At 59.8% G+C, this 16,631-nt stretch carries 13 protein-coding genes and 1 tRNA gene; 5 read left to right on the top strand and 9 right to left on the bottom strand.

Features of this window, described 5'->3' with window-relative positions:
- Positions 1-945: 945 nt before the first annotated feature.
- Positions 946-1,575, bottom strand: a complete 630-nt coding sequence (locus PMI36_RS14600) for a TetR/AcrR family transcriptional regulator (RefSeq protein WP_008011833.1) — start codon at positions 1,573-1,575, stop codon at positions 946-948.
- A gap of 106 nt (positions 1,576-1,681) precedes the next feature.
- Between PMI36_RS14600 and PMI36_RS14605 the strand changes: the two genes are divergently transcribed.
- Both PMI36_RS14605 and PMI36_RS14610 read left to right on the top strand, forming a co-directional pair.
- Positions 1,682-2,575, top strand: coding sequence for an NAD(P)/FAD-dependent oxidoreductase (locus PMI36_RS14605; protein WP_008072180.1), 894 nt, complete (start codon positions 1,682-1,684; stop codon positions 2,573-2,575).
- A gap of 159 nt (positions 2,576-2,734) precedes the next feature.
- Positions 2,735-3,607, top strand: coding sequence for a class I SAM-dependent methyltransferase (locus PMI36_RS14610; RefSeq protein ID WP_008072179.1), 873 nt, complete (start codon positions 2,735-2,737; stop codon positions 3,605-3,607).
- A gap of 225 nt (positions 3,608-3,832) precedes the next feature.
- Here the strand turns inward: PMI36_RS14610 and PMI36_RS14615 are convergent, their stop codons facing one another.
- The gene (locus PMI36_RS14615; RefSeq protein ID WP_008072178.1) at positions 3,833-4,720 is read right to left on the bottom strand and encodes a LysR family transcriptional regulator; all 888 of its coding nucleotides are present in this window, start codon (positions 4,718-4,720) and stop codon (positions 3,833-3,835) included.
- Between the two features lie 134 nt (positions 4,721-4,854).
- Between PMI36_RS14615 and PMI36_RS14620 the strand changes: the two genes are divergently transcribed.
- Positions 4,855-5,601 carry an SDR family oxidoreductase gene (locus PMI36_RS14620; protein WP_008072177.1) on the top strand — a complete coding sequence of 249 codons (747 nt, stop codon included), beginning with the start codon at positions 4,855-4,857 and terminating at the stop codon, positions 5,599-5,601.
- Between the two features lie 69 nt (positions 5,602-5,670).
- Complete coding sequence (locus PMI36_RS14625) at positions 5,671-6,357, top strand: glutathione S-transferase family protein (protein WP_238543573.1); 687 nt, start codon at positions 5,671-5,673, stop codon at positions 6,355-6,357.
- Between the two features lie 33 nt (positions 6,358-6,390).
- On the opposite strand, the gene PMI36_RS0129585 is transcribed toward PMI36_RS14625, so the two are convergent.
- The 3 genes from PMI36_RS0129585 to selA all read right to left on the bottom strand — a co-directional run bounded on the left by PMI36_RS0129585 (position 6,391) and on the right by selA (position 9,839).
- Positions 6,391-6,486 (bottom strand) — tRNA-Sec (locus tag PMI36_RS0129585).
- A 6-nt stretch (positions 6,487-6,492) separates the two neighbouring features.
- A complete protein-coding gene (gene selB, locus PMI36_RS14630) occupies positions 6,493-8,412 on the bottom strand; it encodes a selenocysteine-specific translation elongation factor (protein WP_008072175.1) in 1,920 nt (639 codons plus the stop codon).
- Positions 8,409-9,839 carry an L-seryl-tRNA(Sec) selenium transferase gene (selA, locus tag PMI36_RS14635; protein WP_008072174.1) on the bottom strand — a complete coding sequence of 477 codons (1,431 nt, stop codon included), beginning with the start codon at positions 9,837-9,839 and terminating at the stop codon, positions 8,409-8,411. Before selA ends, selB begins: the two co-directional genes overlap by 4 nt.
- Before the next feature lie 567 nt (positions 9,840-10,406).
- Here selA and PMI36_RS14640 point away from each other — a divergent pair.
- Positions 10,407-10,769, top strand: a complete 363-nt coding sequence (locus PMI36_RS14640) for a DUF6124 family protein (protein WP_008072173.1) — start codon at positions 10,407-10,409, stop codon at positions 10,767-10,769.
- A 116-nt stretch (positions 10,770-10,885) separates the two neighbouring features.
- Here PMI36_RS14640 and fdhE read toward each other — a convergent pair whose 3' ends face one another.
- Genes fdhE through fdnG form a run of 4 tightly spaced genes read right to left on the bottom strand, consistent with a single transcriptional unit; the run spans position 10,886 to position 16,477 of the window.
- A complete protein-coding gene (fdhE, locus tag PMI36_RS14645; RefSeq protein WP_008072172.1) occupies positions 10,886-11,812 on the bottom strand; it encodes a formate dehydrogenase accessory protein FdhE in 927 nt (308 codons plus the stop codon).
- 4 nt (positions 11,813-11,816) lie between these two features.
- Positions 11,817-12,470, bottom strand: coding sequence for a formate dehydrogenase subunit gamma (locus tag PMI36_RS14650; protein ID WP_008072171.1), 654 nt, complete (start codon positions 12,468-12,470; stop codon positions 11,817-11,819).
- Positions 12,467-13,411: a formate dehydrogenase subunit beta gene (gene fdxH / locus PMI36_RS14655; protein ID WP_008072170.1), complete on the bottom strand. Its 945-nt coding sequence runs from the start codon at positions 13,409-13,411 to the stop codon at positions 12,467-12,469. The genes PMI36_RS14650 and fdxH overlap by 4 nt, the downstream gene beginning before the upstream one ends.
- Complete coding sequence (fdnG, locus tag PMI36_RS14660; protein ID WP_157214948.1) at positions 13,412-16,477, bottom strand: formate dehydrogenase-N subunit alpha; 3,066 nt, start codon at positions 16,475-16,477, stop codon at positions 13,412-13,414.
- Between the last annotated feature and the right edge of the window lie 154 nt (positions 16,478-16,631).

The raw sequence follows: 16,631 nt of genomic DNA, 5'->3' as shown, positions 1-16,631 counted from the left end.
AGCACCTCAGTGTGCGTCGTTAACTTCCTGTCACATTCGGAAATAACTTCCTCATGACTCCGGTAATCTCTTGACGCGTCCCGACGCCAGAGATTCGGCCTCTGCGGTTTGATTTCTGGCGCCCCATTTATAACGTTCCCCATTATCTTTTTTCGTTGAAAACCACACTTGCGGTGGTTGGAAAGTACTTTTGCAAGGGCTGTGCCCAAGTATTGTTACTGCTGATAAAAAACGAAAAATCCCTCTGTAAAGACACCAGCGAGACATTTCATTGCATTTTTGAGACAGAAACAGGTGCGACCGCTGAAACGTTTTTCCCACTTGTAACTTGCACAAGTCTGGAGCGGGCTAAAATGGTGCGATTAGCAACTCCAGGGCGTTTTTTGCCCTATAAGCGGGAAATTTCTACTCATTATTTTTATTGCCCTTGTAATACAAAGCATCCCGCCCAGCGCCTCGATAAATATCGAACGCACTATTAATGCTCAAAAAAATGCACCAAAAGATGTCAGAAAGAACGTAAGTGCCAAGTAGTGAGGCAAAAAAAGAGAGAGCAAAGAGGGCCTGATCCGTGGCCAAAAGAGGTCGAGACAGACTGCGAGCGGGCCGCCCGGTAATCCGGTCAAACGGCCGCCAACCATTCTTTTTGACGGGCTAATACCGATGTCGGTGTCTCACCGACCAGCAAATCATCACATGGCGCCGGCTCAGCGATTCGGCGGCAGTGAGATACGTCTGTTTTTTGAATTTTCAAACCTCACTGTACACAGTCCAAAGCGCTGATTTTTTTATCTGCCATTGGACACCTCTAATCAAACCTTCCTTGATAGTCAGTTGATTGAGCTATTCATTGAGGTTTCGCCGCACGAACGAAGCGATGGGTATCGGAAAAGAAGCCATTGACAATGGTTAACCATGGCTTAGGTCAGGCACTCAAATCATCCACTAAACACCGTGCGCGGCAATGAACATGGCGACGGCCGACCGGCAATAGGATTCGATTTCGTTGTCGTCCTCTGCTCTCGCCTCATCGAAGCGGGCGATCATCAGAAGATCGGACCCTTTGATAAGCGCGGCAAACAAGCGGGCGGACTCTAGAGGGTCGGGCACATTCAGCACCGCCTTCGCGTGCAACTGACGCAACAGGGCCTCGATCTGGGCGATGACATAGGCAGGGCCGGCTTCGTAATGGAGCTTGCTCAACGACTTTTGCTTCGTCTTGTCGACCATGATCATGGCTTCAACACTGCGCACGTCCGGGCTCAACAACGTGCGTAGCAGGAACGTTCCCACCGCCATGAGTTGATCCGCAGCCGAACCGTCGACGCCTTCAATAATGGCCTGTGGTGCAAACTGATGGCAGTGGGCCGCGATGGCCGCGCTGAACAGCGCCTCCTTGTTCTCGAAGTGTCGGTAGATGCTTAGCTTGGATATTTTTGCCCGCTGGGCGACCTTGTCCATTGTCGTCGCTTGAAAACCCAACTCCACAAAAAGTTCGCCCGCAGCGTCGACGATCGTTTGGCTGAGCGCCTCATTGGCCGGCCGGCCGCGCCGGGTCTGGCTGTTTTCGGTCATAAAAATTCCAGTACTTGACAGTATTCTAATTCTAGAATTATGGTACTTAAAAGTATCCTAAAAGTAAAACCCATGTCCCTTCATCCACAACGCGGAGCCTATCACCATGAATGACGTCATCATCATCGGCGGCAGTTTTGCGGGTCTTGCCGCCGCCCTGCAGCTTGGTCGTGCCCGCCGAAAGGTCACCGTTCTTGATACCGGCCTTCCGCGGAATCGCTTCGCCGACCACTCGCATGGTCTACTCGGCCACGACCACAAGCCACCGCTGGAGATTCTTGCCGAGGCGCGGCAGCAACTGGCGCGCTACCCTACGGTCAGTCTGGTCACTGCCCGAGCCGAGAGTATCTCCGGCGCCATTGACGATTTCTCCATCCTCACTGGCGATGGCGAAAGCCTCAGGGCGCGCCGCCTGATCCTGAGCTATGGCGTCGCCGACCAGATGCCTGAAGTTCCCGGCTTTGCCGAAGGCTGGGGCACCTCCATCGTGCCCTGCCCCTATTGTGACGGCTTTGAAGTTGCCGACCGGGATTGGGGCCTCGTCTGGTCCGGCCCGCCGTCGCACAACTACGTCAGGCTATACCACGACTGGACCGACACATTGACAGTCTTCGCCAATGGTCACGACATTCCACCCGACATCCGGACCGATCTGGCGCGCCGAGGTATCCCTGTCGTCGATGGCCGGATCACCGAAATCGACCATGAAGAGAGCCATAACACCACCGTCAGGCTCGACGCCGGCGCCCCTGTTGCGATCGACATCCTGTTCGCGCATCCGCGCAACAAGCCGTCCGCACGCCTGCATGAATCGCTGGGCCTCGCCACGATCGACACCCCCCTGGGCATCGTCCTCAAGGTCGACGAACGCCGCGAAACCAGTATGCCCGGCGTCTACGCTGCCGGCGATCTCGCCAATCCCCTCATGGCGTCGGTCACCACGGCATCATGGCAAGGCGCGATGGCGGGCATCTTCGCCCAGCAGTCGATGCTGGTTTGAGAGCACAGATTCCCTTCTTCGGTTGTCGCTGGCTTTTGAAGGGCGCGCCATTGTAAAGGCGGGTTTGGTCGAGACGTTGCGCACCTTGGCATCGGTTCAGCCTCCCCTTGCCTAGTTCAAAGGTAGCTAGTTAGGAGCGAATCAAAACGAGGAGATGTCATGACAGAGCAAAATGCCAATCAGGTCGCCGACTGGAATGGCCAAAGCGGAGAGTACTGGGCCGCCAATCAAGCCCGGCTCGATGCCATGTTTGCGGTATTCGGCCAGGCCGCGATAGAAGCCGCTGCGCCCGCGACGGGTGAGCGCGTGCTGGACGTCGGCTGCGGAGCGGGCGCGTCGAGTCTGGCTCTGGCCGCCCGCGTCGGCTCGGGCGGCCACGTACTGGGTGTGGACATATCTGAACCGTTGATCGGCCGAGCGTGTGCGCTTGCGCCAGAGGATACTCCTACACAGTTCCAGGTAGCCGACGCCAGCAGCGTCGAGCTGCCCGAGGGCTCGTTCGACATACTGTTCTCGCGTTTCGGAGTGATGTTTTTCGACGATCCGACAGGGGCGTTCGCCCATATGCGACGCGCGCTCCGGCCGGGCGGACGGGTCGCATTTGTCTGCTGGCGCGGCGTGGCCGAGAACGATTGGGTCCGCCTGCCGATGAGCGCGATCAAGGACATTGTCCCGCCGACCGCACCGCCCGATCCCGAAGCGCCCGGACCATTCTCGTTCGGCGACCGGGGACGCGTGACACGTATCCTGACGGAGGCTGGCTTTACCGATATCACTATTGCGCCCTTCGAAGTTTCCATCCCGTTCGGCGAAGGCGAGACGCGGGACACGGCGATCGACGACGCGGTGAGGATGGCGTTCGAGGGCGGCCCGCTGTCACTTATGCTCGCTAATCAGCCCGACGACATCCGCGCCCACGCCTCGGCCGCGGTTCGCGCCGCCTTCGCAGGCCTCCCCGGCGAGCGGTCGGTGATGATCGACGGCGCTGCGTGGATCGTCATGGCACGCAATCCGGCAGCTAGCGCCTGTTAACAGGGATGACGCCCCCGCTCAGTAGAGCGGGGCAACTTTGATTTAGAGATGTATCAAATCGGCGTTGGCAATAAATCAGGACACTTTTGAGAGGCAAGCCCCGCAGTCCGGTGTGACTACTTAAAGCCCCGTTGACGAGCAAGAATGGTGAGTGTGCAGCGATTTTCGCCCAAGGGGCCGCCATGCTGTGATTCTCCGTTCGCACCCTGGCCGTGGGCTAGGAGGCTATTTAGGGCGCTCATGGAATGCAGCAAAAACATCCGCCATAAAATCCATGAAAACGATGGCTCGCTGGGGCAGCAGCCGATTCGCTAAGTATACGATTTGGATCGGGACGGGTGGCGCCACGTATTCGTTAAGCAGCAATTGAAGATTGCCACTTCTCAGCCCTTCCTCATAAAGCCATTGAGGCCCCTGCGCGATTCCCAATCCTGCATTGACGTACTCACGTATCGCCTCAGGCGAGTTGACACGCAGTCGTCCGGAGATCGGGACATCAGTATCCTTAAACCGCCAGTTGGTTCCAGTGGATAGGAGGGTATAAATGAGGCAGTCGTGTTCCTTCAGGTCATCAGGCGAAGAGGGAGAGCCACGTTTCTCTAGGTACGCACGGCTGGCAACGCACACACGCTCGAACCTCGCTAGTGGCCGGGCTCGCATTGCACTGTCCTCCAGGTGCCCAATACGAATCGCGAGTTCTGCCCCCTCGTCGACTAAATTGACGTAGCGATCATTGATTTGAAGATCGAGCGACAGTTCGGGATAGCGCCCTAGAAAGCTCGCGACGTGCGGTACGATGAAGGTGTGAGCCAATGCGGTCGGGCAAGCGACGCGCAGTAACCCAGACGGCGCTACGTTCCCTCTCAGTGAGGACTCTGACTGTTCCACTGAGTCCAGAATACGCCGCGCATCTGCGTAGTACCGTTCACCCTCGGGCGTGAGCATCAGCTTTCGTGTGGATCGGTGAAGCAGCCTGGTTTGCAAATGGTCTTCAAGAGCCGCGACGTAACGACTGACGTTCGGTTGCCCTAGTCCTAGATCACGTCCCGCAGCAGTAAAACTACCTGTCTCGACAGCGCGTACAAAACAGCTCATCAGTAACAACCGGTCCATCACGCCCCTTTTCATGCAAATTTTGCATGAGATCTATTCTATTTACCAATCTTATCAGCGCGCCGGCATGAATACATAGTTGCTCTCAGAAGGTCAGTCGTCCGGCTGGCCGCCCCAAAAGAGAGGAAATTTACATGTCCCGTTTACAAGGCAAGCGTACCCTCATCACTGGCGGTACAAGCGGCATCGGTCTGGAGACCGCCAAGCAATTTCTCGCCGAAGGCGCACGCGTGATCGTCACAGGTGTTAATCCTGAGTCCATGGCAAATGCTCAAGCTATTTTAGGTAGCGAAGTCCTGGTGCTGCGAGCCGACTCCGCCAGTGTCGCAGCCCAGAAGGAGCTGGCGCAGGCTGTTCAGTCTCATTACGGGCAGCTCGACGTTGCCTTCCTCAATGCTGGCGTATCCGTCTGGATGCCAATCGAAGACTGGAACGAGGAGATGTTTGACCGCTCCTTTGACATCAATGTCAAAGGCCCTTACTTCCTCCTGCAAGCACTGCTGCCGGTCTTCTCCAACCCTGCATCGGTGGTTCTTAACACCTCGGTCAGTGCGCACCTGGGCGCCGCGCGTTCATCCATTTACGCCGCAACAAAGGCGGCGTTTCTGAACATGTCGAAAACGCTCTCTAGCGAGCTTCTCCCGCGTGGTGTTCGAGTAAATGCGGTCAGCCCTGGTCCGATCGACACGCCGCTGTACGACAAGGCGGGTATCCCCGATGCCTACCGCGAGCAGGTCAACAAAGATATCGCCGCGACTATACCCTTTGGCCGTTTCGGTACGCCTGAAGAAGTAGCTAAGGCGGTTCTGTATCTGGCGTCGGACGAGTCTCGTTGGACGGTCGGAACGGAAATTATTGTTGATGGTGGGCGCTCGCTTTAATGGGCTAGTCGCAACTTCACTTCTATACAGCCCGCTTCCCGCTCGGAAGCGGGTGTAGTCGAAATAACAGTGGGTATTCAAATGTCACAATCACGGCTCACGCTTGTTAGCCACGGGCTTTGTCCGTTTGTTCAGCGAGTAGCAATTTTACTCCTCGAAAAAGAGGCTCCATTTCAACGGGTTGATGTGGATTTGAAGGACAGGCCCAACTGGTTTCGGGTCATGTCGCCAACGGGCAAAGTCCCGCTTCTAATGGTGCAAAAAGGCGATGAGGAAGCGACCGTACTTTTCGAGAGCGTGGCTATCTGTGAATACATCGAACAGGTGTATCCGGAGCCCGCTTTGCACCCGAAAGATGCAATTTCCCGTGCTCAACACCGTGCTTGGATCGAATTCGCCACTGGTATGCTTGCTGATGCATGGGGATATTTGAACGCAACGGATCAGCAGACAGCGCTTGGTAAGTCTTCAGCGCTGAGGGGAAAGCTGGAGAGACTTGGCGGTGAAAAGATGGAGGGGCCGTACTTCGCTGGCGAAACGTTCAGTATGGTGGATATTGCTGTAGCCCCAGTTTTTCGCTACTTCGACATACTGGGATTCGAACAAAGTCATTCATTGTTTGATGGACTTGGTCGCATTGCCGAGTGGCGTCATGCACTGGCCAATCGCGCTAGCGTTCAGGCTGCTGTCGCCGAGGATTATGCAGACCGGTTACGCAAACATCTGCTGGAGGTGAAGGCCATTTTAGTCAGATGAGTCATAAATATCAGTCGCCGTTAAGGTTGGAAATGGCGGAAGGCAGCCGGAGTCGAACCTGCCCGGGAACGGATGCCGTCCCCAACCGGGTTTGAAGCCCGGCCGCGCCACCGGGCGCGATTGCCTTCCTTGAACTCAGTCTTCTGTTTGCTGGGCCAGCGCATTGTCGAGCCGGATGTGGCGCCGGTCGCCAAAGCGTCGGGTCAGGCCGATTCGGTCGAAGTACTCAAGAATCTGAATGCTGCGTTTGCGCCCCAGGCCCACGGCATCGCGAAACACGGCGACCTGAATCACCGGGTCATCGCTGGCCAGTTGCACCAGCATAGCCGCCAATCGGCGTAGCAGCGTGTCGGTGTAGAACAGGTCACGAACAACTTGATGCAGCAACCCCAGTCGCGCCATCTTGCGCAGCAGCAGGCGCACGGCGGCCTCTTCGCGGCCAGCGACTTTGGCCAAGTCACGCACCCATGGCGGATCGAAACCCGCTTGTTCAAACAGCGGCTGTAGCTGTTGCCATAGGGTTTCGTCGTCCTCGCTCAAACGCACTTGATGATCGGGTAAATGCAGCCACGGGCCGCTGGCGACGATCGCGCCGCTGGCCAGTAATTCGTCGAGCAGGCTGATAAAGGTCGGCCGCTCCAGCGCGGTGCCGGCGAAACGTCGCAGGCGGTCCCTGTCCGGTCCCATTTGATCCGGTTCGAGTTGATGAAAGCGTGCGAGATGTTCCAGCAGCGGCGCTTTCAGGGCTTCCCAGCGGGCAGCGCTGAACAGCAACGGCCCCTGCCGCGTATCGATCAAGCGCACATCATCGGGCAATTCCCAGCTGTCACGCGGACGATTGAACTGGCGCTCCAGACGCCGGGGATCGAGCCCGGTGTCGCTGTTGACCAGCAGCGCCGGCAGTGCTTCTTCCAGGCTGTTGGTGGTGGCCAGCGTTTGTAGCTGCGCCAATCGTTCGGGGCTGCGACGGTGTCGGGCCGGGGCGAACGGGTCGAGCACCCGGCCACCGCCGAGGGTGCGTTGCGCGCTTTGGTCGCGCAGGATCAAGCGGTCGCCCTTCACCGCCAGCACCGGCGCGTTCACCAGCAGTTGCGCGAACATTCGCTGCCCCGGTGCCAGGCTGGCGCCCTCCAGCAAGGCCACTCGCCCGGTCACGTCCTGAGTGCCGAGGTGCACGTGCACCGGCTGAAAGTGTTCGAAGCTTCGCGCTTCGCTGGCCAGCAAGGTCATCTCGATATCCAGGCGCTGGGTCGGCGCATGCAGCCATTCGGCCAACAGCCAGTGGCCCCGGTGAATCTGCTCCAGGGCCAGACGCTCGGCACTCAGGTTCAGCGCGACTCGCTGCCCGGCCGTTGCGCTGTCGGCCGCTTGGTTCTGTGCATGCAGGCCTCGCACCCGCACGGGTTTGCCCAGCGGACTCAACATCAGCGTATCGCCCACGGCCACCTGGCCGGACAACGCGGTGCCGGTCACCACGATCCCGGCACCGGCCACGCTGAACGCCCGATCAATCGCCAGGCGAAAACCGCCGCTGGCGCTGCGTTGAAGCACCTCATGTTGCGCATCCAGCAAGGCCTGACGCAGTGTCTCGACACCCTCGCCGGTCACACTCGACAGCGCGATTTGCGGTGCGTCGGCATAGGGGCCGGATGCGAGCAATGCTTCGATCTGTTCCCGGACGGCTTGCACACGAGCAGGGTCGACCCGGTCGCATTTGCTGATGGCGATCAGTGCCCGAGGGATGCCCAGCAACTCGACGATCGCCAAATGTTCGCGAGTCTGCGGCATGACACCGTCATCGGCCGCCACCACCAATAACACCAGATCAATACCCTGCGCCCCGGCCAGCATGTTGTGGGTGAAGCGCTCATGACCGGGCACGTCGATAAAACCGGTCAGCGCGGCACCCGGTTCCAGCACCGCGTAGATGTAGCCGAGGTCGATGGTCATGCCGCGTTCGCGTTCTTCCCGGCGACGGTCGCCGGCCTGGCCGGTCAGTGCCTGGAGCAAGGAGGTTTTACCGTGATCGATGTGCCCCGCCGTGCCGACAATCACCCGTCCTGGCCCTCCTCCTGCAATTGATCGAGTTGGGCCAGCCACGCGGCTTCGTCGTCGAGTTGGCGCAAATCCAGCCATAGCGCGTCATCGTCGATGCGCCCGAGCACGGGAATCGGCAGCCGGCGAAACGCTGCCTCCAGCCCCAGCAATCGCCGCCCACGCAGTCGTTTGGAAACGTTGGGCCGCAGGCATAACGCGGCGCTCGGTAAACGAGCCACCGGTTGGCTGCCGCTGCCGATCATGCCCAGCGCCGGCACCGCGCTGACGCTCCAGCCGTCACCCAACACCTGCGCCAGGGACGGTTGCAGGCGTTCGGCCTGGGCATGAATGTCGGCTTGGGGGCGGGTGAGCAGGCGCAGACTCGGCAGGCGCTCGGCCAATCGATCCGGATCGCGGTAGAGCATCAACACCGCTTCGAGCGCGGCGAGGGTCAGTTTGTCGACCCGCAGTGCGCGCTTGAGCGGGTTCTTCTTGATCTTGGCGATCAGGTCTTTGCGGCCGACTATCAACCCAGCCTGGGGACCGCCGAGTAATTTATCGCCGCTGAAAGTAACGATGTCCGCGCCATCGAGCAGCGCTTGGCGCACCGTCGGTTCGGCGGGCAAGCCCCAGCGAGTCAGGTCTAGCAGGCTGCCGCTGCCGAGGTCTTCCAGTAATGGCAGCCCGTGGCGGTGAGCCAACTCCGCCAGTTCTGCCGTCGGCACCCGGGCGGTGAAGCCTTCGATGGAATAATTGCTCGCATGTACGCGCATCACCAGGCCACTGCGCGGACCAATCGCAGACTCGTAATCGCGGGCATGGGTGCGGTTGGTGGTGCCCACTTCGTGCAGCCGCACTCCAGCGCGAGCCATGATGTCGGGGATGCGGAAGGCGCCGCCGATTTCGATCAGCTCACCACGGGAAATGATGCCTTCCTTGCGCGCGCCCAAGCTGTTGAGGGCAAGCAACACGGCGGCGGCATTGTTGTTGACCACGGTCACCGCTTCGGCGCCGGTCAGCTCGCGGATCAGGCCTTCGATCAAATCATCGCGGTCGCCACGTTTGCCGCTGTGCAGATCGAATTCCAGATTGAGCGGATAGCGGGCGGCGAGTTGAACGGCTTCGATAGCAGACTCCGGCAACAACGCTCGACCAAGGTTGGTGTGCAGCACTGTGCCGGTGAGGTTGAACACCCGGCGGACTTGGCTGCGATGCTGGATCGCCAGACGCTCACCCGCCCTGCCCGCCAATACGTCGGGGGCGATTTCAACCGCGTTGAGTTCACCCTTTTGAACCGGCTCGCGCAGATCATCGAGCAGTTGCCGCAAACCGGCCAGCAGCGCATCACGCCCATAACGCTCGGCCAACGCCTGGCAGGCAGGATGGCGCAGCAAGCTGTCGATGGAAGGCAGCCGCAAGGCTTGGCTGGCTGAGATTGCGGACATCAGAGGCTCCCGGAAACGAGTGACCGTCGCGTCTGAGTGTAGCCGCTGAGTTTTAAGGGCATGCTCTCCGCCCACTATCACCATCACCGCGCAACTCGCTGATGGCGAATGCCCCCACTGCAACACCCTGCTAAACGCAGCGTTCCCAGCAACCACGACCAAAAAACTGTCAGAGGTTTCCTCTGTTTTTTGAGGCGAATCCACCCATTGCAGAGGGCGTGTTTAATGACACTCGGTGTTACGTCCTAAAGGCTACAACACCTTGCGTCGTTACCTACGCGTGCGCCAGAATCCGCTGGCTTGTGCGGCTGTGGGGCGGGCTATATCGTTTCCCTGTCACTGAAAAACAGTGATCGGGTTTGGTAGCCCGCCTCTAAGTAGTCGTATGGCGACACCATGCAGTCCCTTTTTTGGGGCTCGGCTTTATATGGTGGTCATGCGTGGGGCTCCATTGTGAGCGCCGGGTTTTTCCTACTTCGACCGGTCTACCAACCCACGTATGGCCGCCACCCTTCGTTTGGTAGCGAGGGTGATGGCTCCTCAATATTGCAAGTAGGAGTTTCATCTATGTTCAAAATAACACCCAATCCGCCGACCACGGATTCGGCATCCCCGTATGAATCACTCGATTCAAAAAAACTCCACGAAGCGGCCGAGCGCGCTCTCGATTACTACCTCAATCCGAGTGCCCATATCATGGCCACGCCGTACAAACCCAGCCAAATGTTCATCATCAACCCAGAGATCGGCACCGAATCTCTGCTGGCCCACGCCTGCGAGTCACTGGCTTCGGCCAGCGTCATGCTCAACGATGTTGCTGCGCTTATACAGGGGCCACACCGCAATACCATTCTAGGCATCGCGCAAATCATCATGCAGGGCGAGTTGGCGGTGAACCGAGCGCTGGACAAACACGAACCACCTAAGTAATCACAGGCGTCCTGTAGCCAGGGGCTTGCCCCCGTTCGGCTGCGCAGCCGTCGTAAAACCGGTAATCGCGGTAAGGCTGACCTACCGCAGGCACCGGTTTTGCGATCGCTTTACGCTCAGTCGCCTCCGGGTGCCAGCATCAGATTAGGCGACAGACGCTGGTAGCCTTCCTGCTCCAGGCGCATGTCCAGCATCAGGCTGGACAGGTCTGCCGAGAGCGCTTCGGCTTCGGCATCGTTTTCCAGGTAGATCAGTTTCAGGTAGCTGTTGCAGCCGGGGCAGACTTCCGCCCGCAACGGTGCCTGATTGGCAGCGTGACGGTCATCCTCGAAGCTGACGTATTCAAGCCCCTTGCTCTGTTCGCAGTACACGCATTTGACCCGCACCGCATGCCATTCGCAGGCGCACAACGAACACACCAGATAACGCAAACCGTTGTATTTGCCGCGATGACGAATCACCCCGGCCATCGCCGGCGAACCGCAGGCCGGGCATTGGCTGAGGCTGTCGCCGCGTTTGAGTTCCAGGTTGGGTGTGCTCAACAGCCAATGGCTCCAGGCCGCTTGCAGCGCTGCACCGAGGAACGGCACCAACTCTGCCGGCAGCATTGAATACTGGCCGCTGACCAAGGCAATTGCCCAGGCTTTGAGCAGCCCCGGGTTGGCACTGCGCAACGTCGCCACGGCGTTTTCTACCGCTGGTTGTGACGGTGGCTGATAGCGTTGCAACAAGGCTTCGAGATACGGCAGCCAAACGGTTTCGCGCACCAGACTGTCGGCGGCAAACGGTGGCAAGCCATGTTCCATGCACACCCGCAGGCGTTCGGGATCGGGCAGGGTCGTCACGGGCGGATCGTCCATCAGGTGCTGCTGAACGTGGCACAGCCCCGCGATCAAGCGCAGATAGTCCGCCATGGGATGCCCGTCGGCCAGGCGTTCCAGGCGCAGCGCGCGCAAGGTGAACAGGTTGTTCGGTGGCAGGTACAGAAACGGCGGTGAACTCGCCGCCGCTTCTATCTGCCCAGGCTCGAGGATCGTCGCCAAGGGGTCATCCTTTTTTTGTGATCGGTCGCTCAGGCGTCTCGTCTCGGGTCACTTCCCGGTACCAGAGCTCATGGTGTCTTCTCGCCCAGGCGCGGCTGACCCGGCCACGCACCATGGCGTGGACCGAGCCGCGAATCCAGATACCGGCATAGACGTGGACGATGATGCTCAGCACCAGGATGAACCCCGCCAGCGCATGCAGCAGCATCGCCCAGCGAATACCGGTGATGCCGAAGTACGCGCTGAACCAGGCACGCCAGATCACCAAGCCGCTGAACAACAGCACCAGCATGCAGATCAGCAACACCCAGAACAGCAGCTTCTGCGCCGGGTTGTACTTGCCGATCGGCGGCACGCCCTCCTCTTCGTTACGCATGACAGTCCCGACGCGCCTGAGCCACAGCCGGTCGTTGGCGCTGAAGTAATTCGCCCGCCAGAAACTGAACACCAGGCCGAGGAACAGCACAAACATCGCCACGCCCATGTACGGATGCAAAATGCGCGTCCACGAACCGCCGCCAAACAGGTTGCTGAGCCAGAACAGCCCAGGGTGGAACAAGGCCAGCCCCGACAGCGCGGCCGCGAGAAACAGAATCGCCACCAGCCAGTGGTTGGTACGCTGGTTGGCGGTGTAGCGCAGGATCGGTTTGTCGTTCATGGCCTGTCCTCCCCGCCGGGTTTCGTCGGATCAAAGGTGTGCACCGATGGATCGAACTCATGCACCGCTGGGTCGAGGGTGACTGGATGTTCGTCTTCCTCGACCAGTTGTGGCCCGACGCGCACGTAGTGGAAGAACCCGGCCAGCACCGCCGCGCCCATGGCCAGCAACGCCAGGGGTTTGCTCAGGCCTTTCCACAAGTCCACCAGCGGACTGATCGCCGGGTGATCCGGCAACCCGGCATACAACCTGGGCGTGTCGGCATGGTGCAGCACATACATGACGTGGGTGCCGCCGACGCCTTCGGGGTCATACAAACCAGCGTTTTCAAAACCGCGACTCTTGAGGTCGACGATACGTTCGGCGGCGTGTTCTTTCATGTCTTCCTTACTGCCGAAAACGATGGCGCCGGTCGGGCAGGTTTTCACACAGGCCGGCTCCAGCCCCACCGCCACCCGATCCGAACACAACGTGCACTTATAGGCTTTGTGATCCTTTTGCGAGATACGCGGAATGTTGAACGGGCAACCGGTGATGCAATACCCGCAGCCGATGCAATGGTCCTGATCGAAATCGACGATGCCGTTGGCGTGCTTGATAATCGCCCCCGGACTCGGGCACGCCGCCAGGCAGCCGGGCTCGGCGCAGTGCATGCAGCCGTCCTTGCGAATCAGCCATTCGAGGTTACCGGCGTCGGTTTCATGCTCGGTGAAGCGCATCAGGGTCCACGTATCTGCGCTGAGGTCTTGAGGGTTGTCGTAGGTGCCGAGGTTATGACCGACGTCGTCGCGCAGCTCATTCCATTCCGAGCAGGCGACCTGGCAGGCCTTGCAGCCGATGCACTTGGTGGTGTCGATCAGCTTGGCCACTTCCTCTTGCGTGCGCACCGAGGGCGGCACGGTGGTGGTGGCCGAGCGGGCGATGATGTCTTGGCTGGCCATTTAGATTTTCTCCACGTTGACCAGGAATGACTTGGATTCCGGGGTCTGTGTGTTGCCATCGCCGAGGAACGGCACCAAGGTGTTGGTCAGGTAACCGTGACGGGTGGCGCCAGTGAAGCCCCAGTGCAACGGGATACCGATCTGGTGCACCACCTGATTGTTGACCTGCAGCGGACGAATCCGCTTGGTCACCACCGCCACCGCTTCGATATGCCCACGCTTGGAGCTGACCCGCACCCGGTCACCGGCAGCAATGCCCTTCTCCTTGGCCAGCACTTCGCCGATCTCTACGAACTGCTCAGGTTGGGTCACGGCATTGATCGGACAATGCTTGGTCCAGAAGTGGAAGTGTTCGGTCAGCCGGTAGCTGGTCGCCGCATAAGGGAAGTCCTTGGCCTGCCCGAGGGTGTCCCAGACGGAATCGAAGATCCGCCCGGCCGGGTTGCTGGTCGCCTGCTTGTTGTTGGGGTGCATCGGGTTGATGCCGATGGGCGTCTCGAACGGTTCATAGTGTTCCGGGAACGGCCCTTCGTTCATCTTGTCGAGGGCGAAGAAACGCGCCACGCCTTCGGGGTTCATGATGAACGGGTTCATCCCGGCTTCCGGCGGCACATCGGCCTTGTAGTCAGGCACGTCGGTGCCGGTCCAGACCTTGCCGTTCCACCACACCAGCCGCTTGTTGGCGTCCCACGGTTTGCCTTGAGGGTCGCAAGAAGCGCGGTTGTAGAGAATCCGCCGGTTCATCGGCCAGGCCCAGGCCCAGCCCAGGTTCTGCTTCATACCGAAAGGATCGCTGTTGTCACGCCGGGCCATGTTGTTGCCCTGCTCGGTCCAGCTGCCGCAGAAGATCCAGCACCCGGATGCCGTGCTGCCATCGTCCTTGAGTTGGCCGAAGCCGGACAGCTGCTGACCGGCCTTGACCACCGCGCCCGAAGCGTCGGTGACATCGGATACTGCGTAGCCGTTGAATTCCCGGGCCAGCTCTTCCGGCGTCGGGTCATCGGGGATCTTGTAGGGCCAGTCGAGCTTGAGGATCGGCTCGGCCCAGGCACCGCCGTTGGCCTGGTAACGCTTGCGCAGGCGCAAGAACAACTCGGCCATGGTCTTCACGTCCGTGCGCGCCTGCCCCGGGCCATCGGCACCCTTCCAATGCCATTGCAGCCAGCGACCGCTATTGACCAGCGAACCGTTTTCTTCGGCGAAACAGGTGGTGGGCAGACGGATGACTTCGGTCTGGATCTCGGCCGTTTGCACATCGTTGTAAGGCCCGACGTTGCGCCAGAACTCCGAGGTTTCGGTGGCCAGTGGGTCCATCACCACCAGCCACTTGAGCTTGGCCAGCGCCTTCATTACACGGTTCTTGTCCGGCAACGCGGCGATCGGGTTGAAGCCCTGGCACATGTAGCCATTGACCTCGCCCTTGCCCATCATGTCGAACATTTTCAGGATGTCGTAGCCGGGGATGTCCAGCTTGGGCAGCCAGTCGTAGCCCCAGTGATTCTCGGCGGTGGCATTGGCGCCGTACCAGGCTTTCATCAGGCTGACGTGGAACTTGCCGTAGTTCTGCCAGTAAGACATCTGCCCAGGGCGCAACGGCTTGAGTGCGCGCTTGGCGATGTAGGCGTTGTAATCCTGTTCGGCCTCGGCCGGCAGGGTCAGGTAACCGGGCAGCAGGTTGGACAGCAAGCCCAGGTCGGTCAGGCCCTGGATGTTGGAGTGCCCGCGCAAGGCATTGACGCCCCCGCCCGGCATGCCGACGTTGCCCAAAAGCAGTTGGACCATGGCCGCGCTGCGGATCATCTGCGAGCCAATCGAATGCTGGGTCCAACCCAGGGCGTAGAGAATCGTCATGGTTTTGCCCGGTTGCGAGCAGGTGGCGATCTCCTCCCAGATTTTCTTCATCGCGTCCACGGGCATGCCGCAGACCTGACTGGCCAGCTCCAGGGTGTAGCGGCTGTAATGCTGCTTCATTAATTGGTAGACGCAGCGTGGGTCTTGCAAGGTCGGGTCGACTTTGGCGAAACCGTCCTCGCCGATTTCATAGCCCCAGCCAGACTTGTCGGTGTAGATGCGCTTGCTCGCGTCGTAACCGCTGAACAAGCCGTCCTCGAAACCGTAGTTGGCCTTGACGATGAACGACACGTCCGTATAGGCACGCACGTATTCGTGCTGGATCTTGTCTTCGGTCAGCAGGTAATTGATCAGCCCGCCCATGAAGGCAATGTCGGTGCCGGTGCGGATCGGCGCGTAATAGTCGGCCACCGAGGCGGTACGGGTGAAACGCGGGTCGACCACAATCAGCCGCGCCTTGTTGTGGGCTTTGGCTTCGGTCACCCATTTGAAACCGCATGGGTGCGCTTCTGCGGCGTTGCCACCCATCACCAGAACCAGATTCGCGTTGGCGATATCGGTCCAGTGGTTGGTCATGGCACCACGGCCATACGTCGGGGCAAGACTTGCCACCGTCGGGCCATGTCAGACACGTGCCTGGTTATCAAACCCCAGCATGCCGAGACTGCGAATCACTTTGTGGGTGATGTAACCCGCTTCGTTGGACGACGCCGACGCCGCGAGGAAACCGGTGGTCAGCCAGCGGTTCACCGTTTGCCCTTGGGCGTTCTTCTCGATGAAGTGGGCATCGCGGTCGGCCTTCATCAGGTCGGCGATGCGATCCAGCGCTTCATCCCAGGAGATTCGCGTCCATTCCGTGGTGCCGGGCTTGCGCACCTGCGGGTACTGGAGACGGCTGGGGCTGTGAATGAAATCGAGCAGGCCTGCGCCTTTGGGGCAGAGGGTGCCGCGATTGACGGGGTGGTCGGCATCGCCTTCGATGTGGATGATGCTCTGGGCGACATTCTTCGCGTTGTCACCCTGGCTGTACATGATCAAGCCGCAACCGACCGAGCAGTACGGGCAGGTGTTGCGGGTTTCATGGGTATGGGCGAGCTTGAAATGACGCACTTGTTCGGCGAAAGCGGGCGTCGGGGCCATGCCCAGCGCGCCCAGGCTTGAGCCCGCAAGGCCGAGACCAGCGACCTTGAAGAACTGACGACGGTTGAGGTCCATCGTGCACTCCTGATCAGGTGGAAACCCGGTGCATTGGCCAGTCAGTCAAGTCGCGGCCCCTGTGGGAGCGGGCTTGCTCGCGAAAGCGGTGTGTCAGGCGACATCAATGTTGACTGTGCCGCCCTCTTCGCGAGCAAGCCCGCTCCCACAGGGA

The sequence above is a fragment of the Pseudomonas sp. GM79 genome (assembly GCF_000282495.1).
Lineage (GTDB): Bacteria > Pseudomonadota > Gammaproteobacteria > Pseudomonadales > Pseudomonadaceae > Aquipseudomonas.
This window is presented reverse-complemented; position numbering and strand designations above follow the sequence as displayed.

What these genes read in the sequence shown, in the direction of transcription:
- PMI36_RS14600 (WP_008011833.1), bottom strand. Translation starts at nt 1,575, where the DNA reads ATGACCGAAAACAGCCAGACCCGGCGCGGCCGGCCGGCCAATGAGGCG.
- PMI36_RS14610 (WP_008072179.1), top strand. Translation starts at nt 2,735, where the DNA reads ATGACAGAGCAAAATGCCAATCAGGTCGCCGACTGGAATGGCCAAAGC.
- fdxH (WP_008072170.1), bottom strand. Translation starts at nt 13,411, where the DNA reads ATGGCCAGCCAAGACATCATCGCCCGCTCGGCCACCACCACCGTGCCG.
- PMI36_RS14605 (WP_008072180.1), top strand. Translation starts at nt 1,682, where the DNA reads ATGAATGACGTCATCATCATCGGCGGCAGTTTTGCGGGTCTTGCCGCC.
- PMI36_RS14620 (WP_008072177.1), top strand. Translation starts at nt 4,855, where the DNA reads ATGTCCCGTTTACAAGGCAAGCGTACCCTCATCACTGGCGGTACAAGC.
- PMI36_RS14615 (WP_008072178.1), bottom strand. Translation starts at nt 4,720, where the DNA reads ATGGACCGGTTGTTACTGATGAGCTGTTTTGTACGCGCTGTCGAGACA.
- selA (WP_008072174.1), bottom strand. Translation starts at nt 9,839, where the DNA reads ATGTCCGCAATCTCAGCCAGCCAAGCCTTGCGGCTGCCTTCCATCGAC.
- PMI36_RS14650 (WP_008072171.1), bottom strand. Translation starts at nt 12,470, where the DNA reads ATGAACGACAAACCGATCCTGCGCTACACCGCCAACCAGCGTACCAAC.
- PMI36_RS14640 (WP_008072173.1), top strand. Translation starts at nt 10,407, where the DNA reads ATGTTCAAAATAACACCCAATCCGCCGACCACGGATTCGGCATCCCCG.